Source organism: Thiocapsa sp. C2-2m (genome assembly GCF_041903745.1).
Classification (GTDB): Bacteria; Pseudomonadota; Gammaproteobacteria; order Chromatiales; family Chromatiaceae; genus Thiocapsa; species Thiocapsa roseilacustris.
The window spans coordinates 134,582-160,130 of sequence record NZ_JBBWVD010000001.1 but is presented as its reverse complement, the minus strand read 5'-3'; the positions used below and the strand labels follow the sequence as shown (position 1 = coordinate 160,130).

Annotated in this window: 26 protein-coding genes and 2 pseudogenes; 13 read left to right on the top strand and 15 right to left on the bottom strand. The window is 65.2% G+C overall.

Annotation, left to right across the window (positions count from 1 at the left end; translation table 11 throughout):
• The first annotated feature begins 76 nt into the window (after positions 1-76).
• The 3 genes from AADX97_RS00705 (at position 77) to AADX97_RS00695 (ending at position 2,866) form a co-directional block, all read left to right on the top strand.
• A complete protein-coding gene (locus tag AADX97_RS00705) occupies positions 77-826 on the top strand; it encodes an NRDE family protein (RefSeq protein ID WP_374232820.1) in 750 nt (249 codons plus the stop codon).
• 331 nt (positions 827-1,157) lie between these two features.
• The gene (gene hemC / locus AADX97_RS00700) at positions 1,158-2,084 is read left to right on the top strand and encodes a hydroxymethylbilane synthase (protein WP_374232821.1); all 927 of its coding nucleotides are present in this window, start codon (positions 1,158-1,160) and stop codon (positions 2,082-2,084) included.
• The gene (locus AADX97_RS00695) at positions 2,084-2,866 is read left to right on the top strand and encodes a uroporphyrinogen-III synthase (protein WP_374232822.1); all 783 of its coding nucleotides are present in this window, start codon (positions 2,084-2,086) and stop codon (positions 2,864-2,866) included. The genes hemC and AADX97_RS00695 overlap by 1 nt, the downstream gene beginning before the upstream one ends.
• A 6-nt stretch (positions 2,867-2,872) precedes the next feature.
• Here the strand turns inward: AADX97_RS00695 and AADX97_RS00690 are convergent, their stop codons facing one another.
• The 3 genes from AADX97_RS00690 to AADX97_RS00680 form a co-directional block, all read right to left on the bottom strand.
• The gene (locus AADX97_RS00690) at positions 2,873-3,097 is read right to left on the bottom strand and encodes a hypothetical protein (RefSeq protein WP_374232823.1); all 225 of its coding nucleotides are present in this window, start codon (positions 3,095-3,097) and stop codon (positions 2,873-2,875) included.
• A 430-nt stretch (positions 3,098-3,527) separates the two neighbouring features.
• Positions 3,528-3,938, bottom strand: coding sequence for a DUF6444 domain-containing protein (locus AADX97_RS00685; RefSeq protein WP_374232824.1), 411 nt, complete (start codon positions 3,936-3,938; stop codon positions 3,528-3,530).
• Between the two features lie 274 nt (positions 3,939-4,212).
• A complete protein-coding gene (locus AADX97_RS00680; RefSeq protein WP_374232825.1) occupies positions 4,213-4,560 on the bottom strand; it encodes a DUF4351 domain-containing protein in 348 nt (115 codons plus the stop codon).
• Positions 4,561-4,901: 341 nt separating this feature from the next.
• Between AADX97_RS00680 and AADX97_RS00675 the strand changes: the two genes are divergently transcribed.
• Complete coding sequence (locus AADX97_RS00675; RefSeq protein ID WP_374232826.1) at positions 4,902-5,261, top strand: HPF/RaiA family ribosome-associated protein; 360 nt, start codon at positions 4,902-4,904, stop codon at positions 5,259-5,261.
• Positions 5,262-5,348: 87 nt separating this feature from the next.
• On the opposite strand, the gene AADX97_RS00670 is transcribed toward AADX97_RS00675, so the two are convergent.
• Positions 5,349-6,050: an SDR family NAD(P)-dependent oxidoreductase gene (locus AADX97_RS00670; protein ID WP_374232827.1), complete on the bottom strand. Its 702-nt coding sequence runs from the start codon at positions 6,048-6,050 to the stop codon at positions 5,349-5,351.
• Positions 6,051-6,262: 212 nt separating this feature from the next.
• On the opposite strand from AADX97_RS00670, the gene AADX97_RS00665 reads away from it, so the two are divergent.
• Entirely contained in the window at positions 6,263-7,186 is a 924-nt protein-coding gene (locus AADX97_RS00665) for an SDR family oxidoreductase (protein ID WP_374232828.1), read from the top strand.
• A gap of 80 nt (positions 7,187-7,266) precedes the next feature.
• Here AADX97_RS00665 and mtgA read toward each other — a convergent pair whose 3' ends face one another.
• Positions 7,267-7,983, bottom strand: coding sequence for a monofunctional biosynthetic peptidoglycan transglycosylase (mtgA, locus tag AADX97_RS00660; protein ID WP_374232829.1), 717 nt, complete (start codon positions 7,981-7,983; stop codon positions 7,267-7,269).
• Positions 7,984-8,200: 217 nt separating this feature from the next.
• On the opposite strand from mtgA, the gene AADX97_RS00655 reads away from it, so the two are divergent.
• The 3 genes and pseudogenes from AADX97_RS00655 to AADX97_RS00645 form a co-directional block, all read left to right on the top strand.
• Positions 8,201-9,085, top strand: a complete 885-nt coding sequence (locus AADX97_RS00655) for a pirin family protein (RefSeq protein WP_374232830.1) — start codon at positions 8,201-8,203, stop codon at positions 9,083-9,085.
• 32 nt (positions 9,086-9,117) lie between these two features.
• Positions 9,118-10,272, top strand: a complete 1,155-nt coding sequence (gene yqhD / locus AADX97_RS00650) for an alcohol dehydrogenase (protein ID WP_374232831.1) — start codon at positions 9,118-9,120, stop codon at positions 10,270-10,272.
• A gap of 105 nt (positions 10,273-10,377) precedes the next feature.
• Positions 10,378-10,671: pseudogene (locus AADX97_RS00645) on the top strand (S-formylglutathione hydrolase); the annotation flags it as partial.
• A 28-nt stretch (positions 10,672-10,699) separates the two neighbouring features.
• On the opposite strand, the gene AADX97_RS00640 reads toward AADX97_RS00645, so the two are convergent.
• Entirely contained in the window at positions 10,700-11,089 is a 390-nt protein-coding gene (locus AADX97_RS00640) for a cupin domain-containing protein (RefSeq protein ID WP_374232832.1), read from the bottom strand.
• Positions 11,090-11,312: 223 nt separating this feature from the next.
• Between AADX97_RS00640 and AADX97_RS00635 the strand changes: the two genes are divergently transcribed.
• A complete protein-coding gene (locus tag AADX97_RS00635) occupies positions 11,313-11,750 on the top strand; it encodes a rhodanese-like domain-containing protein (RefSeq protein ID WP_374232833.1) in 438 nt (145 codons plus the stop codon).
• A 60-nt stretch (positions 11,751-11,810) separates the two neighbouring features.
• Here the strand turns inward: AADX97_RS00635 and AADX97_RS00630 are convergent.
• From AADX97_RS00630 to AADX97_RS00605, 6 genes and pseudogenes are all read right to left on the bottom strand, one after another.
• Positions 11,811-12,653, bottom strand: a pseudogene (locus AADX97_RS00630) (peroxidase family protein); the annotation flags it as partial.
• A gap of 371 nt (positions 12,654-13,024) precedes the next feature.
• Positions 13,025-14,983 (bottom strand): ATP-binding protein, encoded by a 1,959-nt coding sequence (locus AADX97_RS00625; protein ID WP_374232834.1) that lies wholly within the window; start codon positions 14,981-14,983, stop codon positions 13,025-13,027.
• Positions 14,984-15,176: 193 nt separating this feature from the next.
• Positions 15,177-15,956, bottom strand: a complete 780-nt coding sequence (locus AADX97_RS00620; RefSeq protein ID WP_374232836.1) for a DUF2063 domain-containing protein — start codon at positions 15,954-15,956, stop codon at positions 15,177-15,179.
• On the bottom strand, positions 15,949-16,806 hold the full coding sequence (locus AADX97_RS00615) for a DUF692 domain-containing protein (RefSeq protein WP_374232837.1): 858 nt from the start codon (positions 16,804-16,806) through the stop codon (positions 15,949-15,951). Before AADX97_RS00615 ends, AADX97_RS00620 begins: the two co-directional genes overlap by 8 nt.
• Before the next feature lie 154 nt (positions 16,807-16,960).
• Positions 16,961-17,428, bottom strand: coding sequence for a DUF302 domain-containing protein (locus AADX97_RS00610; RefSeq protein ID WP_374232838.1), 468 nt, complete (start codon positions 17,426-17,428; stop codon positions 16,961-16,963).
• A 174-nt stretch (positions 17,429-17,602) separates the two neighbouring features.
• Positions 17,603-18,127 (bottom strand): sigma-70 family RNA polymerase sigma factor, encoded by a 525-nt coding sequence (locus AADX97_RS00605; RefSeq protein ID WP_374232839.1) that lies wholly within the window; start codon positions 18,125-18,127, stop codon positions 17,603-17,605.
• A gap of 304 nt (positions 18,128-18,431) precedes the next feature.
• Here AADX97_RS00605 and AADX97_RS00600 point away from each other — a divergent pair, with 304 nt between their 5' ends.
• A complete protein-coding gene (locus AADX97_RS00600) occupies positions 18,432-18,746 on the top strand; it encodes a DUF3179 domain-containing (seleno)protein (protein ID WP_374232840.1) in 315 nt (104 codons plus the stop codon).
• 58 nt (positions 18,747-18,804) lie between these two features.
• The gene (locus AADX97_RS00595; protein ID WP_374232841.1) at positions 18,805-19,470 is read left to right on the top strand and encodes a DoxX family protein; all 666 of its coding nucleotides are present in this window, start codon (positions 18,805-18,807) and stop codon (positions 19,468-19,470) included.
• Between the two features lie 199 nt (positions 19,471-19,669).
• Here the strand turns inward: AADX97_RS00595 and AADX97_RS00590 are convergent, their stop codons facing one another.
• Entirely contained in the window at positions 19,670-20,068 is a 399-nt protein-coding gene (locus AADX97_RS00590; RefSeq protein ID WP_374232842.1) for a rhodanese-like domain-containing protein, read from the bottom strand.
• Between the two features lie 13 nt (positions 20,069-20,081).
• On the opposite strand from AADX97_RS00590, the gene AADX97_RS00585 reads away from it, so the two are divergent.
• The gene (locus tag AADX97_RS00585) at positions 20,082-20,450 is read left to right on the top strand and encodes a hypothetical protein (protein WP_374232843.1); all 369 of its coding nucleotides are present in this window, start codon (positions 20,082-20,084) and stop codon (positions 20,448-20,450) included.
• Between the two features lie 53 nt (positions 20,451-20,503).
• Here the strand turns inward: AADX97_RS00585 and AADX97_RS00580 are convergent, their stop codons facing one another.
• Both AADX97_RS00580 and AADX97_RS00575 read right to left on the bottom strand, forming a co-directional pair.
• Positions 20,504-22,957, bottom strand: coding sequence for a DUF255 domain-containing protein (locus tag AADX97_RS00580; protein WP_374232844.1), 2,454 nt, complete (start codon positions 22,955-22,957; stop codon positions 20,504-20,506).
• 1 nt (position 22,958) lies between these two features.
• Positions 22,959-23,537, bottom strand: a complete 579-nt coding sequence (locus AADX97_RS00575; protein ID WP_374238797.1) for a Uma2 family endonuclease — start codon at positions 23,535-23,537, stop codon at positions 22,959-22,961.
• A gap of 370 nt (positions 23,538-23,907) precedes the next feature.
• Between AADX97_RS00575 and AADX97_RS00570 the strand changes: the two genes are divergently transcribed.
• Positions 23,908-25,284: a sigma-54-dependent transcriptional regulator gene (locus tag AADX97_RS00570; protein ID WP_374232846.1), complete on the top strand. Its 1,377-nt coding sequence runs from the start codon at positions 23,908-23,910 to the stop codon at positions 25,282-25,284.
• Positions 25,285-25,549: the final 265 nt, after the last annotated feature.

Below are 25,549 nucleotides of genomic sequence, written 5' to 3'. Positions count from 1 at the left end.
TCATGGTTCGATGTGATGCCAATCCAGCATCATCACAGCGCATCGCAGGGCGAACCTGCCCGAGGGGTTTCAATTCATGTGTATCTTCGTCATTCTGAGGCGTCCGGGTCATCCCTGGCCGGTCTTGATCGCGGCCAATCGCGACGAGATGCGCACGCGACCGAGCCGCCCGCCGGGCCGACATTGGCCGGACCGCTTGGAGGTGCGCGCCGGGCTCGACCTGGAGTCCGGCGGGAGCTGGCTCGGAGTTAACGATCATGGCCTCGTCGCCGCGGTCATGAACCATCGGGGGACGCTCGGACCACTGCCCGGCAAGCGCAGTCGAGGCGAGCTGGTCTTGGAGGCACTCGACCATGCCGAAGCCTCCCAGGCCGCCGGGGCGCTGGCGGATCTCGATCCGGCGGCCTATCGGCCCTTCAATCTGGTGCTGGCCGATCCGCGCTCGGCCTATTGGCTGCGTCACGGAGGCGACGGCGAGATCCGCGTCTACCCGATCGCCGCCGGTCTACACATGTTGAGTGCAGGCGAGCTCGACGATCTCGCCGACCCGCGCATCGCCGAGCATTTTCCGAAGTTCCTCGCGGCGCAAACCCCGGATCCCGATGCCGACGAGTGGACAGCCTGGCGGGACCTTCTGGCATCCGATCAGGGCCGCCCGGATGCGGGATCCAACGTCGCCATGACGTTCGAGCGGCCCGACGGGTTCGGCACGCGATCCTCGGCGCTGATCGCCATCCCCCTCTATCCCGGCTACAGTAGCGGGCCGATCTGGCTGCATGCGGAAGGGAGGCCGGATGAAACCCCGTTCCTCCGCGTCCCCAGCTAAACCGCGTCCTTAGTGGGGCGAAATCCTTCAGTTGGTGGCGGCGGACGGCAGACCCATCATGATCTGTCTGGGACGCGGTTTAGGATATTAAAAACAATTTTTTGAACTGCGTCCGCTCCGTCGTTCGTGGGTGCCTGCAGCCTTGAAAAAGGGTTTGAGCAGCCTTGTCGCTGCGAGACGCAGTTTAGCCGGTTCGAATCCCCGCGTCGGCTGTGACACAATCTCACCCTTTAGCCGCCTTCGTGGTCCAGTGGTCTCGTCCGCGCGGGCGTGATCGTACGTCCCTGTTTCCGACCCAGTCTCCGATCGAGACCCCCCTTTAGGATCTGCCATGTCGAACATCATCCGCATCGCCACCCGTAAATCGCCCTTGGCCATGTGGCAGGCCGAGCATGTCTCCGCGCTGCTGACCGAGCTCCATCCGGGGCTCGAGATCGCGATCGTCGGGATGACCACCAAGGGCGACAAGATCCTCGATGCGCCGCTGGCGAAGGTCGGCGGAAAGGGTCTCTTCGTGAAGGAGCTCGAGCAGGGGATGTTGGAGGGCGTGGCCGATATCGCCGTGCATTCGATGAAGGATGTCCCGGTGGACTTTCCCGAGGGCCTTCATCTGTCAGTGATCATGGATCGCGAGGACCCGCGCGATGCCTTCGTGTCGAACCGCTATGATGATCTCGACGGCCTGCCGCAGGGTGCCTGTGTCGGTACCTCGAGCCTGCGTCGCCAGTGTCAGCTCGCCGACCGGCGCCCGGACCTGCGCATCGAGCCCTTGCGCGGCAACGTCAACACGCGTCTCGCCAAGCTCGATGCCGGCGAATACGACGCCATCATCCTGGCCGCCGCGGGACTCATGCGCCTTGGCTTCGAGACGCGCATCCGCGGCCGAATCTCGCCCGAGGACAGTCTGCCGGCGATCGGGCAGGGCGCCATCGGGATCGAGTGTCGCAGCGCGGACCCGCGCATCAATGATCTGATCGAGCCCCTGCATCACCGTGATACTGCGGATCGGGTGCTCGCCGAGCGGGCGATGAACGCGCGTCTGCACGGCGGCTGTCAGGTCCCGATCGCCGGACACGCCCTGATCGAGGGCGACCGACTCGTCCTCAAGGGATTGGTCGGGACGCCGGACGGATCCCGGATCCTGCGCGCCGAATCCGAAGGCCCGCGCGAGGACTGGGAGGCCATCGGAACGCGGGTTGCCGACGAACTGCTCGCGCAGGGCGCCGACGAAATCCTGAGTGCTCTGCAGGAGCTGTGATGCCCGCGCCCTGTGATCTCGGCGGGCGCGGCGTCTTGGTGACCCGGCCCGCGGCCCAAGCGGATGGCCTCTGCCGTTTGATCGAGGCGGCCAATGGTCGCGCGGTCCGCGTGCCCAGTATCGAAATCGCGCCGGCCGCCGATCCGCGCGAGGCATCGGCGCTGCTGGCGCAGTCCTGGGACATGCTCTATTTTGTGAGCCCGAACGCGGTCGAGCAGGCGCTCGCCTTGGCGCCGGACGGTTCGTGGCCGAGGGTCGTGAAGGTCGCTGCCGTCGGGCGAGCGACCGCACAGGCATTGACCGACGCCGGGCGCACGCCGGAGCTGGTCCCGGATCAGCGCTTCGACAGCGAGACCCTGCTCGCGATGCCCGAGCTGGCCGACATGCGCGGCCGTCGGGTCCTGATCGTCCGCGGCGAAGGCGGGCGTACCCTGTTCGCCGATACCTTGCGCGCGCGCGGGGCCGAGGTGCGCTTTGCCGAGGTCTACCGTCGCGTGCGTCCGGCGTTCGATCCGGCACCGCTTATGTCGCGCTGGACCGACAGGGTGGCGATGGTCACCGTGACCAGCGACGAGATCATGCTGAACCTGATGGAGATGCTCGGCCCCGAGGGCCGTGCTCCCTTGCTCGCCACACCCTTGGTGGTCGTGGCGGAACGCACTGCGGAGAAGGCCCGTGGGCTGGGCTTTGCCCAGGTCGAGGTGGCCGAGCGCGCCGAGGATGCGGCGATCGTCCGGGCCTTGTGTGCGCTGGACCCGGCATCAGCACCAATCGGTTTCTGAAATCTCTCACGGAGAGACTGAGCGCAGGGAGAAAGCAAGAACTTGCCTGCGTGCGCTCCGTGTCTCCGTGAGATGCATCCCGAGTTGGGATGAGTGTGCCTGACGAATGAGGAAGCGCGGCCCCGGCAGGGTGCGGTACTCGACGGGCTTGCGCTTAGCATGAGGGTAGCGATAGCCTTGCGCGCGCAGCCACACCAGGTTCTCCTCGGTGGCGAGCTCCAGCTGCGCCATCGCCCACAGTCCAGAAATTCCAGGGACGGTGCGGCCTGGCAAGGCCGCCTGTTCTAGCGGGTGGAACTCCCGCCCGGGAACTTGAGAGGACCGTCATCTCCTTGTGGAGAGCACCGGTGAGGCACGCTGGTCAAGAGTCGGGCCAGGCGCGGTCAGGGTCATCGTCGCACCCGGGCAGCGAACCCGCGAGGGGACACAAACGCAAGCGAACGAGCACAAGGTATCGGGAAGCGAGCTTGAGGCGAAGCAACCCGAGATGGAGAAACGGTCGTCTTAGCTGTCATCACAGCCCAAGGTCCCCTCGAATTCCTCTCCCAAGACCTTGATCAAGACTTGCGAGCCGCGTGACTAATCGATGCGGAACAGCACATTGAGATCGGCCTTGAAGACCTGGGTCCAGAAGCGATCCCCGTTGTCCTTGTGGCCGGTCTCATCGACGTTCAGGCGTGCCTCCAGCGGGATGCGCTCGAGGAGCTCCTGGTAAGGTCGCCTTGCCGGCGCAGTGCGGGCAGGCCGCGGATGCGTGCTCATGGACGTCGCAGAGGGTCTCGGGCGGATACGGCGCGCGGGAGTGCTTGGGATGGCCGGGTTGTCCGCCGATGGCGTTGGCCTTGCCCGGTGTTTCGGGGGTCTGTTTGGCGCCTTTCTTGGGCTTGGTGATGTCGTCGGAAGACGGCCGTTTGCTAGAGTCGGAGGAGTCCTTCGAGCGTTGCGCGAGCTTGCGCTGCAGCGCCTCGATCTCTTGGCGAGCCGCCTGCACTTGCGCAGCGAGCGCGCACAGGCGCTCGACCACGGTCTGCTCGCCAGCGACGTCGATCGCCTGTGCCTGCTCAGGTGTCATCGCACAACCGGCGGCGGCCATCCGGGCTCAAGGGATAGAGGTAGATCGCCTTCGTCGGGACGCACAGGCGATGGCGGCGGTCATTACGGCTGCGCCCCGTGCTCTCACCGACAAACTGCCAGTTGGCGGCCCGATAACAGATACCGCGATACAGGCTGGTATCGACAAAGCTCTCCAGGCAGTGGAGGCTGTGAGCATACTTCGCCTGCCAATCGGCTTAGATGCGCCGGGCGATGCGTGACCGCGATAACCGGAGTGCCGAATCACCGCACGCTCAGTGCTCCCGTAGCCAGGCGTCCAAATCGGCGACCGAGCCAAAATCCAACAGCGCCTCGCCGAGCGTTCCGAGCTGTGTACTGTCGAGGGCATGGGTCCTGTCGAGGTGCGTCGGCGTCAGCGCACCGCAGCGCCGGGTGCGCTGGTTAAGAACCGGTTCGAGCCGGCCTTTTTCTCGACCTTCGCCGAAAACCTCTGGGTACAACCGGGTCTTCTTTACGTCGCTGATCGGTAAGTGCAGCAGGATGTGTGCAGTCTTGGCGCAAATTGCCGTTGGCCAGCAGGCGAACCTGTAGCCGTCGGTTGTTCCGACGGATAAAAAAACCCCGCCAGAGGCGGGGAACACGACAAGGAGTCAGAAAGCCTCCGAAGAGACTCGCGAGATTCGAGGCGTCCGCGGTCAAAAAGTTCGACAGAATCTGGTCGGAAATTCTGCGGGGATGGTGGTGATGGTTTGACGTGCGGCTCTGGGATGCCCATCGCGTTTGCGCTGCTCCATTGCCTTGCTTTTCAGCGCGCCGAACGCCATGATCCGCCTTGAGCGAAAGCATCGCCTTGTGTCCCCTCCGATTCGGAGTCATATCCGACACACGTCCTTCCGCACCGCTCGCCCCCACAGACCGACCCCGACCGAACGAGGCAACCTCAGTTGTCCGCTTGGCCAGGGTCTTCGGAGATTCGAAGAGTATGCTGATCAAAATCGGCGGGGATACCCTCGCCTTGGACGGAGATATCCGCCGTCATATCGAGACGGAAGTGGCCAAGCTCGCGGCACGCTTCCCCGGTGAAGAGCTCGAGGCACGGGCCACCATCCAAGAAGAATTCGACCCGCTCCACGGCCACCGCGTCCGCTGTGAGCTCTCTGCCAAGATCGCCCACGGGCGCCAGATCGTCGTCCGGGACGCCCGCAAGACGGCGAAGGAAGCCATCGACGAGGTCTTCGGACTCGCCCGCCGCAACCTGCGGCGGATTCGCCGTCAAGTGATTCTCCCCCGCACGCCTCCCCACGGCGCCTTGAGCACCGCAACACACGCCATCGGAGGTTGATTCCGGACAAGCGCGGCGATCGCCCACGCAAAAATAGAGATGGCAACACCCAGAAGCGGTTCGTTCGCCGACCCGCTTCGGACGTGATCAGTTTGTTCTTAAGGTGGCCAACCCGGCATCGACTCGAATCACTTGTCCTGTCGTCATCCGGGCGTCTTCCAGCAGCCACAGTGCCGCACCCGCGACATCTTCGGGCTCTCCGATCGTTCGCAAGGGATGCCGTTCGGCCGCCGCGGAGCGCTTTGACTCGTTTCCGAGCAGTCGCTCGGCGAGCGGTGTCGTCGTCAGGGTCGGCGCGACGGCGTTGACCCGGATCCGCGGGGCGAGCTCGGCAGCGAGCGAACGCGTCAGTCCTTCCACCGCGCCCTTGGCGCTCGCGATCGAGGCGTGAAACGGCAGCCCGGTGCCGACGGCGACTGTGCTGAACAGCACGATGCCGGCGGACTCTGCCGCCTTCAGCGCCTTCATTGCACCCTGTAGGGCCCGCACCGCACCGAGCAGATTGATCTCGAGATCTTCCATCCACTCCTTCTCGGCAAGCCGCTCAAAGGGGCGCAGCCGGATGGTGCCGGGACAATAGACGAGACCGTCGAGTGTCGTCGGCAACGCATCGGCGGGGAAGTCGTTCGTTCGGACGTCCCAGTGCAGACTGGTGACCGCCGGGAGATCCGGCGCCGCTTCCGGGTGACGCGAGAGTTGAATCACACGATGGCCGCGCTCGAGAAGCTTCCCGAGCAGCGCGGCGCCGATGCCGGACGTGCCGCCGACGATCAAGTAGGTTTTCGACATTTCGAGCCCTTATGAAACGGATTGCGATGTACCAGGCAGGTTCAGGCTGGGCGAAAGTTTTGCAAGACCTGGACAGCGTGCCTTGCGATCCTGGACAAGGTACGCACCTTCGGAAGGGACTCGTCGCGGTTCGGTTCGCCCCGATATTCTCGATCTAGGCCGGATGACGGCACGTCGTCCGCCACACCCCATCAACGCGAAAGGAGGCTCCTATGAAGATCGCCATCATCGGCGGTACCGGTTTTGTCGGCACCAACATCTCTCGGCACTTGATCGCCGCCGGTCATCGGCCCCGGCTTCTGGTCCGGTCGGGCAGCGAGCAGAAGGTTGCGCAGTCGGAGCATTGCGATATCGTCCCGGGCGACGTGGCCGATCCGGTCGCGCTCGATCGCTGCTTGGAGGGTTCGGATGCCGTGATCTATCTGATCGGCATCCTGCGCGAGTTTCCGAGCCAAGGCATTACCTTCGATGCGCTGCAGCGGGTCGGTGTCGAGGACACCATCGCGGCGGCGAAACGACAAGGCGTGGCTCGGTTCATTCTGATGAGCGCCAACGGGGTCCACGTCGCGGGCACACCGTATCAACGCAGCAAGGCGTTTGCCGAGGCGGCGCTCAAGGCATCCGGGCTGCGCTGGACCATCTTCCGCCCCTCGGTCATCTTCGGTGATCCGGACGGTCGGATGGAGTTTTGCTCCCAGCTCAAGAAGGACATCATCGACAGCCCGATGCCGGCGCCGCTGTTTTACAGTGGGCTGATCCCCAAGAATGCCGGTGGTTTCGAGCTGGCCCCGGTCCATATCGACGACGTCGCCGCGGCCTTCGTGCTGGCCGTGAACGAGTCGCGCACCGAGTCCCAGACCTACAGCTTGTGCGGACCCCAACGTTTGAGCTGGAAGGCGATCCTGGCCACCATCGCTGCGGCGTCCGGCAAGACGAAGTTGATGCTGCCGGCCCCGGCCATGGCGATCAAGGCGGCCGCGAGTCTGCTCGACCGCTATCCCTGGTTTCCCATCTCGCGCGATCAGATCAAGATGTTGATGGAGGGGAACGTCTGCTTCGAGAACGACAGCTTTGCGCGGCTCGGCCTGATCCCGACACCTTTCGGAGTGGATCAGCTGGGGTACTTGAATCGGTAGGTCGGCACGACGTACGCCCCCAAGTGAACCGTCGAGCGTTGTGCTTCCTATCGTCAGCACAACCTACGCGGTGTGCGCGATCAGAGCTTGTTGAGATAGGACACGCCGCCAAGCTGCGCCATCTGACGCTGGATCCAGGTGGCGCGGCGCTTGACGGTCGCGGAGGGTGTTTCGAGTCGATAGATGTTTGGATTCGGCAGCACGGCGGCGATCAGGGCGGCATCCGAGGTGCTCAGCGCCATCACCGGGCGGTCGAAATAGCGCCAGCTTGCGGCCCCGACGCCGAAGGTGTTCGGGCTGAGCTGGGCGATGTTGAGATAGACCTCGAGGATCCGCTCCTTGGGCCAAAGCGTCTCGATCAGGAGGGTGAACCAGACCTCCAGTCCCTTGCGAATCGGGTCCCGGCCGGACCAGAGGAAGAGGTTTTTCGCCGTCTGCTGGCTGATGGTGCTCGCCCCGCGTAGCCGCTCGCCGGCTCGATAGCGTGTCCACGCGCGTTCGATCTCGATGGTGTCGAAGCCGCGGTGGCCGGGGAAGCGCTGGTCCTCTGCGGCGATGACGGCGAGCTTCACGGCCCCCGGGATGGCGTCCCAGTTGACCCACTCGTGATAGATGTACGGCGGCTCGCCGGGCTCGAAATGGGCGGCGACCCAGCGTCGAATCATGAAGGCGGAGGTCGGTGGGTCGACCCAGCGCAGGATCAAGACCAGTAGGATCGACAGCGCCATCATTCCCGCCAGCACGAGCCCGATCCGGCGCAACAAGATTTTCCGAGAGCGTTGTTTTCGAGCGGCCATGATTGCGGGCGATACCAGCGAATGGGCGGACCGCTGTGGAGCGATCCGTGGAAGAGGGTTTTACCGCAGTATCCGGACCCGGATTCGGCGGGTCAAACCCGACCGATCAACGCTGAAGGATGGTCCGGAACGGTCATCCGGGCCAAAGATTTCCGGGCGCACCGCCCGGCGCCGCTTCGAGCATGTCGATCAGCGTTAGCCGATAGGAGTGATCCAGATGACAGAAACCATTTTTCAAACCGATTCCGTGCGGCAGTCCCGCACCATCGAGCGGCTGGTCGTCGGTCAAGCGACCACCGACGGCGCCGGTGTGAGCCTGATCCGGGTGCTGACCCAGCCGTTGCAGGAGCGGCTCGATCCCTTCCTGATGCTCGATGCCTTCGGCAGCGACGATCCGGACGACTATATCGCCGGCTTTCCGGATCACCCGCACCGCGGCTTCGAGACCGTGACCTATATGATCGCCGGTCGCATGCTGCATCGCGACAGTGCGGGGCACGAAGGTCTGATCGAGACCGGCGGCGTTCAGTGGATGACCGCGGGCAGCGGTCTGGTCCATTCCGAGATCCCGCAACAGGCCGAAGGGCGGATGGAAGGCTTCCAGCTTTGGCTCAACCTGCCGGCGCGCGAGAAGATGATTCCGCCCTGGTATCGTAATTTCACCGCGAACGAGCTGCCGCGCTTCAAAACCGAGGCGGGCGTGGCGGTGACGGTGATCGCCGGGCTGACCCACGGCGCGATCGGCGCGGTGACGCGCGAGACGACGGCGCCGCTGTTTCTGGATCTGCATCTGCCGGCGGGTACGCGATTCGAGCAAGTGCTTCCGATCGAGCAGAATGCCTTCATCTATGTGTATCGCGGAGCGGTTGGAATCGCCGGGCAGTCGGTTCCGTCGCAGCGCATGGCGATCCTCGCCAACGATGCGGACGCCGACGGTGTGTGCCTGGAGACAGCGGCTGAGACATCGGGCGGCGCGAGGGTCCTTTTGGTTGCGGGAAACCCTCTGCGCGAGCCGATCGTGCAACAGGGCCCTTTCGTCATGAACACGATGCAAGAGATTCAACAAGCGGTGCGTGACTATAGTGCCGGGCGTCTGGCCTGAGCGACGAGCACGCCTCACAACGGAGCCTACGCATGCAGAACTTTGTCTTCCACAATCCCACCCGAATCCTCTTCGGTGAAGGTCAAATCGCGGCGATCGGCCCGGAGATCCCGAGCGGCGCCCGCGTGCTGATCACCTACGGCGGGGGCAGCGTCGTGAAGACGGGCACCTTGGCCGAGGTCAAGGCGGCACTGGGCGCAACGGACTATTTGGAATTCGGCGGCATCGAGCCGAACCCGACCTACGAGACCCTGATGCAGGCGGTCGAGCTCGCCCGCCGCGAGAAGATCGACTTTCTGCTCGCCGTCGGCGGCGGTTCGGTGATCGACGGGACCAAGTTCATCGCCGCGGCCATCCCTTTTGAGGGCGAGCCTTGGGATATCCTCGCCAAGCAGGCGCCGATCAACTCCGCGATTCCCTTCGGCAGCGTGCTGACACTGCCGGCGACCGGCTCGGAGATGAACGCCGGCTCGGTCGTTACGCGGCGCGCCACGCACGACAAGCTCGCCTTTATCCATCCGCTGGTCTTCCCGCGTTTCTCGGTGCTGGACCCGACCAAGACCTATACGCTCCCGCCGCGGCAGGTCGCCAACGGCGTGGTCGATGCCTTCGTGCACGTCGCCGAGCAGTATCTGACCTATCCGGCCGATGCCAAGGTTCAGGACCGCTTCGCCGAAGGGCTGCTGCTGACCCTGATCGAGGAAGGTCCCAAAGCACTATCCGAGCCCGAGAACTACGCGGTGCGCGCCAACCTCATGTGGACCGCGACCCTGGCGCTGAACGGACTCATCGGTGCCGGCGTGCCGCAGGATTGGGCAACCCACATGGTCGGCCACGAGATCACCGCGCTGCACGGGCTGGATCATGCCCAGACCCTGGCCGTCGTCCTGCCGGCGATGTTGCAGGTCAGACGGTTCGACAAGCGCGGGAAGCTCTTGCAATACGCCGAACGGGTCTGGGGTCTGCGTGACGGCGACGAGGACGCGCGCATCGATGCGGCCATCGAGCGCACCCGCGACTTCTTCGAGTCGCTCCAGGTCCCGACACGCCTTTCGGGCTACGGGATCGGCGCCGATGCGATCGCGCCGCTGGTCGATCAGCTCGAGCGTCACGGCATGACCTCGCTCGGCGAGCGGCAGGATGTCGATCTCGCACGCTCGCGACAGGTGCTGGAGCTGGCGCTCTAACCCCGACTCCGCGGGAGCGTCGACTTGCAGTCGACCTCTTCCGCTATTCTTCGGGACCAGCAGGTTGCCGTCTAGACCTCCTCCCCCTAACCCCCTCCCGCGAGGGGGGAGACGCCAATATACGATCTGGGGCAGGGCGCGGGCTACTACATCAACGCCGCGCGTGAGCCCTGGGCCGCGCATTATCGGATGTTCGACTACGTGAATCTGGAGCTGCCGGCCTTGGTGGAACGCGCGCTGCCGCTCATCCCCGAGGCCCTGTCGCAAGCCTGCAAAGAACGCGGCATCCCGCTGATCCTGCGGCTGCAGCCCGACTACGACCACAGCTATCACCTCATCGCCGCCTTTATCGGGGAGCATCTGGCCTACCACGCACGCGCCTTGACGTCCCGCAGCTGAGCTCGCGCGTACGCCCGATCGGCCCGTGTCATAGCCCGCCGACGCGCACGTAGATCAGACACCCCGCATCCGAAAAGGGGGTGTGCTGGCTCATGTGCGGACTGCGGATCCAGGTCCCTTCAGGATAGCGGCCATGCTCGTCGGCGAATTCGCCGTCCAGCACCAGAATCTCCTCGCCCTGCGGGTGGGTATGCTCCGGGAAGGCCCCGCCCGGTGCATAGCGCACCAGGCTGGTCACGGGCCCGGACTCGCCACCCTGTCGATACAGCGGCTTGCGCCACACGGTGCCGCTCGGGCTGGGCTCCCAGGTCATGGACGTCGTCTCAACCACTACGCGCTGCGTCTCGTCGGCATTGACGTCGGTCAATGCCGGGGATGATGGGGGTGGCATATCTAGGGTGTGCATGGGGGTGTTCATCAGAAGATCACCTGTCGGTCGGAGCGCATCGACGCCGTTGACACTGAGTTGGCGGCGGTCGATGCCCTCGTCAACGGACCCGCCGGTCCGAGCCCGGATGAGCTTTCGGTCCGCGGAGCTCTGCCTCCCGAAGACGGCGCGCACGCGTGCCTTGGATTGATGCCGCGCGACCCGATGTTCCACGCCAATCCCAAGCGAGCAGTTCAAAAAGGAGCCTGTCACCATGTCCATTCTTCGATCCGTCCGCCACCACACCATTGTCGTCCTTGCCGCGCTCTCCCTGTTGGGCTGCGTGGCGCAAGCCGACTCGACCCTGTCTGCCACCGAAGCGCTGGAGAAGGCCCGCGCCGGGGAGATTACCTTCATCGATATCCGAACCCCTGCCGAATGGCGACAGACCGGCGTTGCGACCGGCGCGCTCACGATCGACATGACCGCGCCGACCTTCGTGCAAGACGTCCTGAAGGCCGTCGAGGGTGATCTAAATGCCCCCATCGTGCTGATTTGCCGAACCGGAAATCGGACCGGTTACACCCGAGGCGCACTCGAAAAGCTGGGGTTCAAAAACGTCTCGCATGTGCCGGAAGGCATGGCGGGTAGTCGAGCCGGTCCCGGCTGGGTGCGCCAAGGGCTACCGGTGGAAAGCTGCAAGACGTGCTGAAGACGGGGACCGGCTAATCACCTCTAGGCGTTCGCCCGATCTTCACGCTTGCCGATCGCCTCCCGCGCGATCGGTGAAGACTCCGTGCTTGGTGCCGCCATAATTGGTGCCCAACACGCGCATGCCGCCGACCAGCGCCGTCATCTCATGTGCCGTCAGCCCCATGAGCTGCGTGCGGTCGAGCATCAACTCCTCGGCACTGACGACATAGTCCTTCTTGAGCCAGTTGCGATAGCCGTCATGGACGGGCTCCAGCACGTCGAACGACTCGGCGTCCGTCATCTCATCGGTGGCATCGCCGCGACCCGGGGTAAAGGGAATGCCGATGTTGAAACCGGCTGCCTTGGCCGCCTGCTCGATACCGATATTGCCGGCAAGGACGACGACATCGGCCATGCTGGCGCCGGTCTCGGCCGCGATGGGCTCGAGCACGCCAAGCACTTTGGCCAGACGCCCTGGCTCGTTGCCCTCCCAGTCCTTCTGCGGGGCCAAACGAATGCGCGCGCCATTGGCGCCGCCGCGCTTATCCGAGCCGCGGAAGGTGCGGGCGCTGTCCCATGCCGTGGCAACCATGTTGCCGACGCTCAGAGCGCTGGACGCGATCTTGGTCTTCACCGCGTCGACGTCGTAATCGGTCCGACCTGCGGGAACCGGATCCTGCCAGATCAGGTCCTCCTGCGGAACATCGGGGCCGATGTAGCGCGTCTTCGGTCCCAGATTGCGATGCGTCAGCTTGAACCAGGCATGCGCAAAGGCATCCGACAAGGCGTCGGGGTCCTTGTGAAACCGCTCGGAGATCTCCCGATATGCCGGGTCCATCTTCATGGCCATGTCGGCATCGGTCATGATCGGGTTGGAGCGGATCGAGGGATCCTCGACATCGACGGGTTTGTCTTCTTCCTTGCTCGTGGCTTGAGTGTCTGACGTCGGTCGATCTTGGGCGTTCGTCGAGTGCCGATCGTGAATACGGACGGCCAACGGATATGGCTAATCGTTTCGTTTGGCTAGGTTCGAAAGATCGTTATGGCCGATTAACTTTTATTTTACGATCGGAATGGCTAGGGATTTCATTCCTCGGGGAGCGTGTCGGATCGGGCCTGACCCCGGCGCGTCTTGATCTCGCCGCCTCCTGCGTGCAGCTGGCAGGCAACCGATCTTCCCGAGCGGGCAATCCAGATGGAGACCGCCGACCAGAACCCGGCGGTCTTTCAGACGGGAGCAAAGCACTCCTGGTGCGCCGTCGTCTCGGCCTGTTGCCGCATCGAGAATTGCGCTCAATCCCGTGTCAAGGTCGGAAACGTCAGGCGGACCTCGGTACCCGTTGCGTGATCCGAGGCGATGCGCATCTCCCCGCCGTGCTGCTCGACCAGACGCCGCACGATGGCGAGGCCCAGTCCGGTCCCGTTGGCCTTGGTACTGAAGAAAGGCTCGGTCAGACGCGCGAGCAAATGCGCCGGGATCGGCTCGCCGCCATTGTGCACGCGCATCAGGATGCGCTGCTCCGACACCTGCTCCTCGATGCGCCAGGTGACCGGCGTGCCCTCGGGCGCGGCCTGACAAGCGTTGTCGGTCAGGTTGACGAAGATCTGTCGCAGGCGATCGTGGTCGGCGAGGATGTGCGCCGTTGTCGGTATCGACGCGATGCGGATCGGGTGTTGCCGATCGCCGTCCGCATAGCCCGCGACGAAGTCGGCGAGTGTCGAGACGACATCGATCGCGTGCAGGTTCAGGCTCAGAGGTTTGGCATAGAGGAGCATCTCTTCGAGCAGACGCCGCATCCGCTCGGCCTCGCCCGAGCCCAGGGCGATGCGCCGCTGCGCGCGCTCCTCCAGCGCGAGTCCGGCGAGCGACTCCAGCGCCATGGACACCGTCGTGAGCGGGGTGCGCAGCTCGTGGGCGATGCCCGAGGCGAACTCCCCGATGGCGGCCAGGCGGCCTTGCTCGGCGAAGCGGGCGGTGCGCCCGAACGCTTGCGTCAGGAGCTGTGCGATGTTGGCCAAGAGACGCCGTCGGGCGGCATCGAAGCCTTCGGGGCGACGGGTCGCGAAGACCACCACCGCCGGGACGGGCGTTTGCGTCTGCACGGTCAGGGGCAGGAAGATCGCGTCGCGCATGCCGACGGCGACTAGGTGAGCGAGAAACTCGTACGCCGGATTCTGGCGCACCTGGGTAGCCGCATCGGCGACATGGATCGGCGCGGCGTCGGCCAGCGCGGACTCGAGCAGTGTGCCCTGCAACCGGTAAAGCCGCCGATCGCTCGGCTGGGGGCTGCCGTCCAGCCAACCGGTCTCGACATGCGCGTTGGCGCGCGCAGCGTCGATGAAGACCACGCCGATCCAGTCGAATCCGAGTAGATCCCGAAACTCGCTGCTCAAGAACCCCACCAGCTCGTCGAGATCGCTGCCTTGCTGTAGCCGGCGAATGAGCTGATGCAGCAGATCGAGTCGGACCGACAGGCGATTGAAGCTGCCGGTCAGCTCCCGGATCTCGGTGCTGCCCTCCACCGGGAGGCGATGCCCGAAATCGCCGTCGGCGACGCGATGGAAGCCGCTGATGGTGCGCCGCAGCGGCGCAAGCACCCGATAGCGCAGCATCAGCAATAAGCCGGCCACGATCAGCACCACGACGATGGCCACGCCGAGCGCGCCTTGGACCACCTTCCGATACTCGCTTGCGGTCCAGTCGCGCAGGGCCCGGGTCAGCGTCGCGGTGGCGTCGCCGAGGACGGCATGCTCGGCGATGACGTGCTCGGCCGCCCATTCCAGACGCGGCTCCTCGGTGTCCTCGCCGATCGCCTCGAAGAGCGCGCCACGCCAGCCCTCCCAGGCCTGCTCCAGGTCCCGGATGGCGAGTGTCACTCCGCTGCCCAGGCGCGGCATCATCCAGGGCAACGGGGTCGGCACCTCGTAGCTGAAGTCGCCCTTCATAAAGGCATCGACGACCTGATCGAAGGTCGCGACGTGGGTGGTCAGATCACGATAGTAGAGTCGGACATCGCGGTAGTAGGTGGGATAGTCGCGCGGGGCGTTCTGCTTGTAGTTCATCCCCTGGGCGTGGATTTGCTCGGCGGTCAGCTCGAGCCGTCCGGCGATCTCGACCAGGGCGTCGTAGGCCAATTGGCGTTGAAAGGCGCCGACGGCATAGAGACCCGCACCGGCAAAGAGCAGGACCAGACCGAGGAAGCCGGCGGTGAGCTGAAAGCCGAGGCTGGAGAAGCGCTCTGCGAGAGTCATGTCGAGGATGGCCGTTGAACATTAAACCGCGCCAGGGGCGGCACGCGATGTTTTTGGATGGGATCGGTCCCGGCAGACTTGACGACCGCTGGAGTCGGCGCGGTTTAAGACGCGAAGGATGCGACAGCTGCGAAGGAATGGACAGATGCGCGATCGCCAGCCACTCGCCATCGCACAGGTGCTGGCGCGTCGCTCAGAGGCTTGTCCCGAGCAAGACCCCCCGGGTGCGCAGATCCTCCATCAATCCGGCTCCGAAGGCGATGACCTGATCCGGATTCGGATGGCCGAGCTCCGCTGCGATCCGGAGGAGCACCTCGCGCCCGGTCTGCGGGGTCTCCGCTTCCAGCAAGATCAACAGTCGCTGCGTCACGGCGTTGATCTCGAGAAAGGCGATGTCGTCGTCCGGCGTACGATAGACCACCAGATGGGTCAGCTCGCCCGGCGGTGCATCCGGTTGGCAGTCCGGCCCGATGCGATGGACCGGGAAGCGATAGCTGAGATTCCAGGCCAGCGGCGAGACCACCGGGCGACCGTCGATCAGGTCGCCGGTCGGATCAATGCTGGTGCGGTCCGGCTCGGCGTCGTTGATCTGCAGCGCCAGCTCGACCCATTCGTAGTGTGCCAGCTCCAGGAGGAAGGGCGGATCACGAGGATCGCCCGTGCGAGCCGTCTGCAGGAAGTCGAGAAACTCCTGTCCCAGCTCCAGGAAGAGCGGCGTTTTGGCGCGATGACGGACAAAGAAGTCCCGGATCAGGCCGTTCCAGTGCGCGTCGGGCAGAATCCGGTGAATCACCGGGAAATTGCCCGCGAGCAAGGCCGAGACGTTGTTGAACACCAGCTCACGATAGATCGCCATCCGGCGATCCTCGACATCCTCCGGGCCGGGGACCTGCGTCGGATCGCGCAGATGCGCGGCGAACGCGCGCTGGCGTTGGATGAAATCCGGTTGGTTGGGATCGGATTGCTCACGCATGGGCCGGGCTCCGCACCGATCGCGCCGCATGGGCCTGTTGGACCTGTTTGATCCGATCGACCTCCCGAACCAGCTCATCCAGCGGCGGGATATTGAAGTCACGCTCCAAGAGCGTGGGGAAGACCCCGAAGCGCGCGTAGGCCAGACCCAGCAGCTCCCACACCGGGTCGATGACGTCCGCGCCGTGGGTGTCGACCCGCAGATCCTCGGCCTCAACATAATGCCCGGCGATGTGGCCGTAGCGGATGCGCTCCCCCGGCAGGGCGGCCAGGAAGGCGCGCGGGTCATAGCCGTGGTTGATGGCGTTGACATGGATGTTGTTCACGTCGAGCAGCAGGTCGCAGTCGGCCTCGGCCAGCACGGCGTTGATGAAGTCGATCTCGGACATCGCCTGTCCCGGCGCGCCGTAGTAGGAGACGTTCTCCAGGGCGATGCGCCGCTCCAGGATCTCCTGCACCTGACGAACGCGCCCGGCGACATGCCGCACGGCCTCCTCGGTGAAGGGGATGGGCAGGAGGTCGTAAAGATGGCCGTCGTCGGAGCAGTAGCTCAAGTGCTCCGTATAGGCGCGGATCCCGTGCTCGTCCAGGAACGCCTTGATCTGCCGCACGAAGTGCGGGTCGAGCGGGGTCGGCGCGCCGATCGAGAGCGAAAGCCCGTGACAGACGAAGGGATGACGCTCGGTCAGTGCGCGCAGGCGACGCGCGTTCACGCCGCCCATGCCGATCCAGTTCTCGGGGGCGATCTCGTAGAAATCGACCGCCTGCGGAGGGCGCTCCGCCAAGGCGCCCAGAAAGGAGCGCCGCAGACCGAGACCGGCGCCATGAACGGGGTAGGGTTCTGGAGTCATGCCGTCAAGAAGCTCCGGTTTGAATCGTCATACGGATGAAGACCGCGCGATCGCAGGCGTTCTTTCAGCCGGCTGTCCGAGGTCGTTGCGACAGAGGAGGGCGTGTTCGGGTGCCGGCGCGACCACCGCTGCCCGCGATTGCCCGCGTCGGGATCTACTTGACGGCCGCCGCGGCGATCTCGGCCAGCACCTTGTCGATGTTTCCCAAGACCGCCGCGCACTCGCCGAGGCCGTGCCTGGTATCGAGCCAGGCGGGCGCGTTGTACGCCACCTGCGTCACACCGTCGGTCCCTTCCCAGATCAGCAGCTTCAGCGGCAGATCGATCGCAACGGTTGCGTTGCAGTGCATGAGTCGCGTGCCTGCCGTCGGGTTGCCGAAGATCAGCAGCTCGGTCGGCGGCAGTTCCAGACCCGCCTTGGTGGCCCCGGCCGCATGGTCGATGCGGGCGAAGACACCGAGACCGCGCTCGGCGATGGCCGCTGCGGCACGATCCGTCGTCTCGGCGACCCCGTGCGGGCTGGTTGTCGCCACCAGTCCATTGCTCGGTCCATCGCCGGCGAGTGTCCAAGAAGCCGTTGCGATCAACATCAATGCGAGGCTGAAGAGTCCGCGTATCTGCATGGTGAGTGCTCCGATGAAGGCGGCTGTATCGCCGGATCCCGAGTGTGCCTGATTTCGGCTACGACGTCCGCTGCCGCTCGGCAGGCGGTTCCCAAGAGGCCCAACGAGAATCGTATCGATACCGGCTTGATCAAGACCGCATCGACGGCCGGCGGGAGAAGGCATCGGCAACGCTCATACCCGTTCCCCCAGGCACGCGCGCAGCTTCTGCCGCGCCCGAAACAGGCGCGTTCCCACGCCGGCCGAGGTCAGGCCGAGTCGATCCGCGATCTCCTGCTGCGACAAGCCGTGAAGCACCTGCAGGACGAGCGGCTCGCGATACTCGACGGGGAGCTCGCGGATGGCGCGACGCAGGACGAAGGCCTCGGTGGAGGTGTCGTAGGTCACCTGGCTGTCGGGGAGCTCCTCGGTCGGGATGTCCGAGACCTGTCCTTGGACGCGCTGGAAGCGGCGGGCGTTTTCGCGCCGCACGATCGTGAAGAGCCAGCCCTTCACGGCGTCGCGGTCCTGCAGCTTGTCCAGCGAGCGCCAAGCCCGCAGCAGCGTGTCCTGAACCAAGTCCTCGGCGGTATGGAGGTTGCCCGAGAGTCTATAGGCATAGCGGTGCAGATCGCGGCCGTAGGCTTGTACCAGTTCTGCGAAGCCGGGCGTCTCGGGTGTGGTCGCAAGGGGTGTGGTGTCGGCGAGGGCGGTGTTCATGGCGATGTCCCGGCGATGAGGTGGAGTCGCCGAAACACTGCCATTTCTCGTGCCAGTCTCTATCACCCTGAAAAATAGAGCTTTATTCGGATTCGTCCGGACTCGATTGAACGAAGCGTTGTAACGAGTCGTGACGACGCCCGTACCCGCCGCGCTTCCCGTCACGATTCGTCGCATCTGCCCGACGCACGGCCCCCGCAGATGCGCTCCTCCCGCCGAGGCGCGAAAGAGACCGACCCGGAGTCGGGTCATACCCCCCGAGTACCTTCGAAAAGCCCCGGCAACCCTGCGAGGTAAACCCCTCATGCTGTCTGTTCACGCGAAACCGCTGCGAATTCCGCTCGCACTCCTGCTGATCGCAGCAACCGGAGCGGTTATGGCCGCCAACGCCTTCGATCTGCGCGGCAGTCCGATCTCGGCCGAGGAGATCCACGCCGGCGGGCCGCCGCGCGACGGTATTCCGGCCCTGACGGATCCCGGATTCATCCCCGCCGCGCAGGCCGATTTCCCGGCACCCGACGACCGGATCCTCGGCCTGAATCTGGGCGCCGAGGCGCGCGCCTACCCGATCGCCATCCTCAACTGGCACGAGATTGTCATTGCGGCACGCCGACGTTGAATCTGTGCCGCGGCTTGCCCGACACCCCGACCCACCGCAATACGATGAGGAACGACCCATGATCAGGCTCGCCCGCCGATTCCAAGGCTTGCTCGACACCACCCGTGCACTGGATTTCCTGGCCCCGCTGGCCCTGCGACTCTACTTGGCCCCCGTCGTCTGGATGGCCGGGACCAAGAAGTTCGCCGACTTCGAGAGCACCGTGCAATGGTTCGGCAACCCCGACTGGGGTCTGGGTCTGCCGTTCCCGGCGCTCCTGGCCTTCCTCGCCGCCGGCACCGAGGTCCTGGGTGCAATCCTGCTGGTCGTCGGTCTGGGCGTGCGTTGGATCTCGCTCCCGCTGATGGTCACCATGGTCGTCGCCGCCGTGACCGTGCATTGGCAGAACGGCTGGCTCGCCATCGCCGAGGGGACCGGGTCACTCTTTGCGAGCGACCGCACGATCGGCGCCATCGAGCGGCTCGACCGTGCCAAGGACATTCTGCGCGAGCACGGCAATTACAGCTGGCTCACCGAGAACGGCAGCCTGGTCATCCTGAACAACGGTATCGAGTTCGCAACGACCTACTTCATCATGCTGCTCGCGCTCTTCTTCATCGGCGCCGGGCGCTATCTGAGTGTCGACTTCTGGTTGGCCCGCCGCTTCGCCGCGGCAGCGCCCGCGTGGTCCGTCGGGGCACGCTTCGGGGGCAGACGGGCGGCCGCCACACCGCGTCTGTCGTAAGGCGATTTCTGCAAACGTCCATACCCGTAGGTTGTGCTGACGATAGGAAGCACAACTTGCGCCTACGGTTGGTTGTGCCTCGCACGGCTCGGCACAACCTACGCCCTTGGCATGAAGGTTTCCGGAATTCTAAGTACCCGGTCTCGACGGGGATCGTCATCGCCGCCGGCATGCCGTCGGCGATGACCCCGATGGGCTCTCAGGCCGCGTCGACCGGCAATCCGGCCCGTCGCCACTCGGGCAGACCGTCATGCAGTCGCCTCGCCTGAAACCCCGCTTCGCGCAGGCGCGCCACGGCTTCGAAAAAGGGGACGCACCAGGGACCCCGGCAGTAGGCGACCACCACGCGATCTTTGGGCAGCTCGCCGAGCCGGCTCTCCAACTGTTCAAGCGGGACGTTCAGTGCACCCACCAGATGCCCTTGGGCATACTCCTGCGGCGGGTGGACGTCGATCTCCGGCACCAGCCCGTCACGGGCGCGCGCCAGAACGAAGTCGGCCTCGAACGTTCGTGTGTCTGTCGGGTTGTCGTGGAGCCTTGCGAGGAGGTAGAAACCGATCGCCCGCGACGTGCGGGCTTGCGGAACGGGCTGGACCAACGAGCTCAGCTGCTTGCGATTGGAGATCGACCGCCCGCGCCTGCTGGAGACCCGGCACCGGCGCGAGGACGGCAGCGTTTTTCCGAGCAAGGTCAGCGTGTGTGCCTACGGCAGCCGCGAACAGCCCAGATACAGGGCGCTGCTGCGCGATGTCAGCCGGCGCAAGGAAGCCGATGCGGCGATCGAGCGGCTTGCCGTGATGGGTGAGCTCGTCGCGATGATCATCCATCAGCTCCGCAATCCGTTGGCGACCATCAACCTGTGTTTGGGTCGCTGCAGGCGATGCCGTTGGTATGTCCGACGCATCGCCCAAGCCCATCATTGGCGATTCTCACTCAGTTGGACGTCCGACGAGGGGACCGTGGCTCGCCTGACGCTTTAGCGGCAGCGGGAAAAAGAAAGTCGAAACTTCAACCCGTCCGAAGGCGGACTGCTTCAGCGGGCAGGCAGCGACACCTGCAGGACCAGGGTCTCCGGGGCCAGACAGATGGCGTCGCTGCACGCCTGCAGACGTAGCTCCAAGGGCAGCCATGCGCTTGGAGCCTCGCTGGGATCGGCCCGCTGTCGTGGGTTCTCCTCGAGCGTTGCCTCGATCCGGACCCGGTCCTGATAGACCGCCAGCGGCTCGCGCTGGAAGCCGAGTCGGAGGATCTCCGGGGTCGGGTAGTTGGGCGTCGCCATCCGCCAGTCCGCACGGTCACCGCGCATGCGCAGGGTTGTCCCAATGAGCGCGTTCTGCAGCGGTCGGTGGGCATTGACGTGCCAGCCCGGTCGCAGGGTCAGATCAACGACCAGGTTCGCGCTGTCGTTCTCGCCCAAGCTCTTTCGGTCGCTGATGTGTGCCTCGGCGCGCACGGCGCCCCGCGCCGCGTATTGCAGGGGGCCGGTGTCGCCGTCTCGCAGCAGGTTCAGTGCCGCCAGCAGCGACGGGAAGGCGCTCGGGTTCTGCGCGATCCGGCCCGATGTGCTCGCCAACAGTTCTGTCGCGTGCCGCTCGTAAGCGAGCTCATCTGTGCGACGGGACAGCTCCGCCAGCAGCTGCAGGGCCGCCGAGGTGGCGGACGGCATGACCCCGTCGGTGACGTCTTTGGGCCGCGCCATCAGCGGCGTCTCCTCGGTGGCTTCGCCCATGAACAGGCCGCCTTCGCTGCGATCGGCAAAGCGCTCCCACAGCGCATCGGCCATCTCGCGGGCCCGCGTCAACCAGCGCTGCTCGCCGGTGGCGTCATAGAGCGCGATCATGGCCTGTCCGAGAAAGGCGTAATCCTCCAGAAGCCCCGGCTGTGTGGCGCGTCCGTCGAGATAGACGCGGTTGATCCGACCCGGCGCCGGACGCAGCTCGCCCCAGAGCAGCTCCGCCGCGCGTTCGGCAGCGCTCAGATACCGCGGCTCACCCAAGGCATCGGCGGCCTCGGCGAGTGCGGCGATCATCATGCCGTTCCAAGCGGTGAGGATCTTCTCGTCGCGATGCGGGTGCGGGCGCCCTTCGCGGTGCCGATAGAGGCGCTGATTGATGGCGTCCAGGCGCCACCACAGCGCTGCCGGGGTCAAGCCGCGGGCGGCGGCAAACGACTCCGGCGCGATCCGTAGATGCAGGATGTTCCGCCCCTCGAAGTTGCCGGATTCGGTCACCCCGTAGAGGGCGATGGCGAGCTCGGCGTCCTCGGCCGACAGCACGGACCTCAGCTCGTCCGGTGTCCAGAGAAAGAACAACCCTTCTTCGCCCTCGCTCTCGGCATCGGTGGCGGAGTAGAAGCCGCCCGCCGGGGAGGTCAGATCGCGCAGCACGAAGTCGAGCGTGCGCCGGGCCACGCGTGCCAGCTCCGGGTCGCCGGTCAGCCGCCACCCGGCCAGATACAGGCGCGCAAGCTGCGCCTGGTCGTAAAGCATCTTCTCGAAATGGGGCACCAGCCAGTCGTTGTCGATCGCGTAGCGATGGAAGCCGCCGCCGACCTGATCCTGAATGCCGCCGCGTGCCATGCTCTTCAGCGTGAAGACGGCCGCCGTCAGCGCGGCCTGATCGTTCCGGCGCAGCGCCTGATCGAGCAACAGTGCGAGCCGCGGCTGCTGCGGGAACTTGGGGGCGTCACCAAATCCGCCCTGCAGATCGTCATGCTGCTCGAGTAGCCCCGCGATGGCCTGATCGACGATCCGGTCTCCGAGCTCGGCAGCTTGTGCCTCGGCGGCGAGCGCCTCGGCGACGGCACGGGCGATCTCGGCAGCCCGGGCGCGCATCTGTTCCGGTCGCTCTTGCCACTGGGCATTGATGCCTTGCAGAAGTGCGCTGAAATCGTCGGGCGGGAAGTAGGTCCCGGCGACGATGGTCTCGCCCTGCGGTGTGAGGAAGCTCGACATGGGCCAGCCGCCCGTGCCGGTGAGCAGTTGCACGGCGGTCATGTACACCTGGTCGATGTCGGGGCGCACTTCCCGATCGACCTTGATCGCCACGAAATGGGTGTTGAGCAGCTCCGCGATGGCGCTGTCCTCGAAGCTCTCGCGCGCCATCACATGGCACCAGTGGCAGGTCGAGTAACCGATGGACAGGAATACCGGCTTGTTCTCGCGGCGGGCGCGCTCGAACGCCTCCGGCCCCCAGGCAGACCAGTCCACCGGATTGTGGGCGTGCTGGATGAGGTAGGGCGAATCTTCCAGGATCAGGCGGTTGGTGTAGCGAGGTCGGCCATCGGGGAGCAGGTGTTCGGTGTGCGGGCGGTAGTCCGGTCCCTTGGCCGCGAGTGCCGCCGCTAGCCGGCGTTGAAGCTCGGGCGGGTAGGTTGCCGAGACGTCCGCTGCCGCCTGCGCGTCGTCGCGGTCCTCGGCACCGACGCTGCCGACCTGCGCGATGGTCAGACACAGTAGAAGGCAAAGACCGACACGTCGGCGGTTCATGCTACCTCGACAGCTCCACCTTATCGTAGACCTCGGCCAGCGACAGCTCGGCCTCGACGATGCGCAGCGGGATGGATTCGGACGGCTCCTGGTAGCTGCTCAGACTCCAGGTTCCGTCGGGCTGGCGGAGAAACAGCTCGGCCTGCATCCGATACTGCGACAGCAGCAGGTAGGCCTGCAGGCATTGGAGGCTTCGATAATGTCGGAACTTGTCGCCGCGGTCGTAGGCCTCGGTGGAGTCCGACAGGACCTCGACGATCAGGATCGGATTGGTGACGACGTCGCGCCGGCCGTCGTGGAAGTGGCGCTCGCCGCAGATCACCATCACGTCGGGGTAGGTGCCCACGTCGTCGGCGGCGATATGGACCTTCATGTCGCTCGGGTAGACGCGGCAGGGTCGATCCTTGAGCTGGTTGCGCAGCTCGGCGCCGACATTGAGCACGATCAGGTTGTGCTCCTCGGTGCCGCCGGCCATCGCAAAGACCTCGCCGGCAAGGTATTCGCTGCGTTGGTCGGTCGCGGTCCGCTCGATGGCGAGCCAGTCGTCGAACGAAAGATGCGGTTGAGGTGCGGCGGACATCATGGCCTCCGGTGGGTCGTTGCGGGGGATGGTGCTGGCCCGATTATAGGCCCGGCAGCGCGCGTTTTGATGCGTGCCACGGACTCGGACGGCTTCCAATGGGTTGAGGTTAAAACCGGGATCGAAGCAGTGGCTGTCGCTATCAGAGTATCCAGCTTAGCACTCGGTGGTTCAGATGATTCAACGGTCCAGACCTGCCGCTCTGCAGAGCGGTGAGAGTTCGTGCTCTCTCGGACGCCTGGCGACCGACGCCGAATCTGACGCATCGGGCCTTCCTATCTCCACAAGACCCGGCACGCCGGCGATCTCTTGCACGCCGGTGCATGCGACCGTACCCTGACCTTAACCCTGAAAACGGCAGTCGACCGCGATGCCCCGACAACTGCTCATCATCGAAGACGATCCGGCCTTGGGGCAGATGCTGGCGATGCACTTCGAGGATGTCGGCTTCGCGGTCGAGGTCGCCCAGACCTGTCGCTCGGGGCTGGCGCGCGTGCAGGCGGCGCCTGTCGATCTGGTGCTGTTGGACCAACAGCTCCCGGACGGGCAGGGGAGCGACCTGATCGCGTCGCTGCTGAAGGCGAACCCGGATCTGCCCGTGATCATGATGACCGGTCAGCACGACCTGGAGCTGGCGATCGAGGCGATCCAGCGCGGTGCCGCCGATTTCGTACACAAACCGATCAAGCTCGCCGAGCTGCAGCAGACGCTCGAGCGCCTGTTGCGTCAACGCAAGGCCGCCAAGCAGGCGCCGGCACGCTTGGAGGCCGGGCCGGGTGTGGCGCGCGACCTGATTGGGCGCAGCGACGCCATGCTGGCGGTAAGCAAGACCATTGCGCTGAGTGCCCGCAGCTCTGCCACCGTGCTCATCACGGGCGAGTCCGGCACCGGCAAGGAGGTGGTGGCACGTCTGGTCCATCAGCACAGCGGTCGGACCGGCCCGTTCGTGGCCGTCAACTGTGCGGCGATCGTCGAGACCCTGCTCGAGAGCGAGCTGTTCGGGCACGAGAAGGGATCCTTCACCGGTGCACAGTCACGCAAGCTCGGTAAGTTCGAGCAGGCGAGCGCGGGGACCCTGTTTCTGGACGAGATCGGCGAGCTCGCCCCGACCCTGCAGGCCAAGCTGCTGCGCGCCTTGCAGGAGCGTGTCTTCCAACGCGTCGGCGGCACCGAGACGATCGCGACCGACGCCCGCGTGGTCGCCGCGACCAACCGGGATCTCATGGCCGAGGCCGCGGCCGGGCGCTTTCGCGAAGACCTGGCCTATCGGCTCAAGGTCATTCAAATTCAGATGCCGCCGCTGCGCGAGCGACGCGACGACATCCCGCTCCTGGTCGAAGGTCTGATTGCGCGCATCGCCGAGCGTCTGGGCCAAGCGCGACCGCGCATCGCCGAGGCGGCCTTGGCGCAACTGTGCCGCCACGACTGGCCCGGCAACGTGCGGGAGCTCGAAAACCGCTTGACGCAAGCAATGGTGCAGGCGCGCACGGGTCTGATCACGGCCGATCTGCTCGAGCTCGACGCCGAGACCGAGCCCACGGCGGCACCGGGTCCGGCCGCGGGCGGTGTGCCGGGCAAACCGACCGAGAACCAGGTGCTGAGAACACTCGACGCGGTCGAGGCCGAGCACGTTCAGCGGGTGTTGGACCATACCGGAGGACATAAGGGCAAGACCTGCGAGATCCTCGGTATCTCGCGACCGGCGCTCGATCGCAAGATCGAAAAGTATGCGCTGCGAATGCCCTAATGGAGCAGTGCAGAGATTCCGAGACCGTCCGAGATCGTTGTCGTTGTCGTTGTCGTTGTCGTTGTCGTTGTCGTCGCATCGATGGTCGATTACGACAACGACAACGAACGGTCTCGATACATCTGCCGTGCTGCACTAGCCGAGCCGAGCGCGGCGTTCCGGTCTCGGGAAATCCGGACTGGTTTTTGTGATGGCCAGGGCGGGTCGCCTACGAGCCGTCTCGGAGTTGTGAACCCCTGCTCGGCCATCACCGCTAAAGACCCGG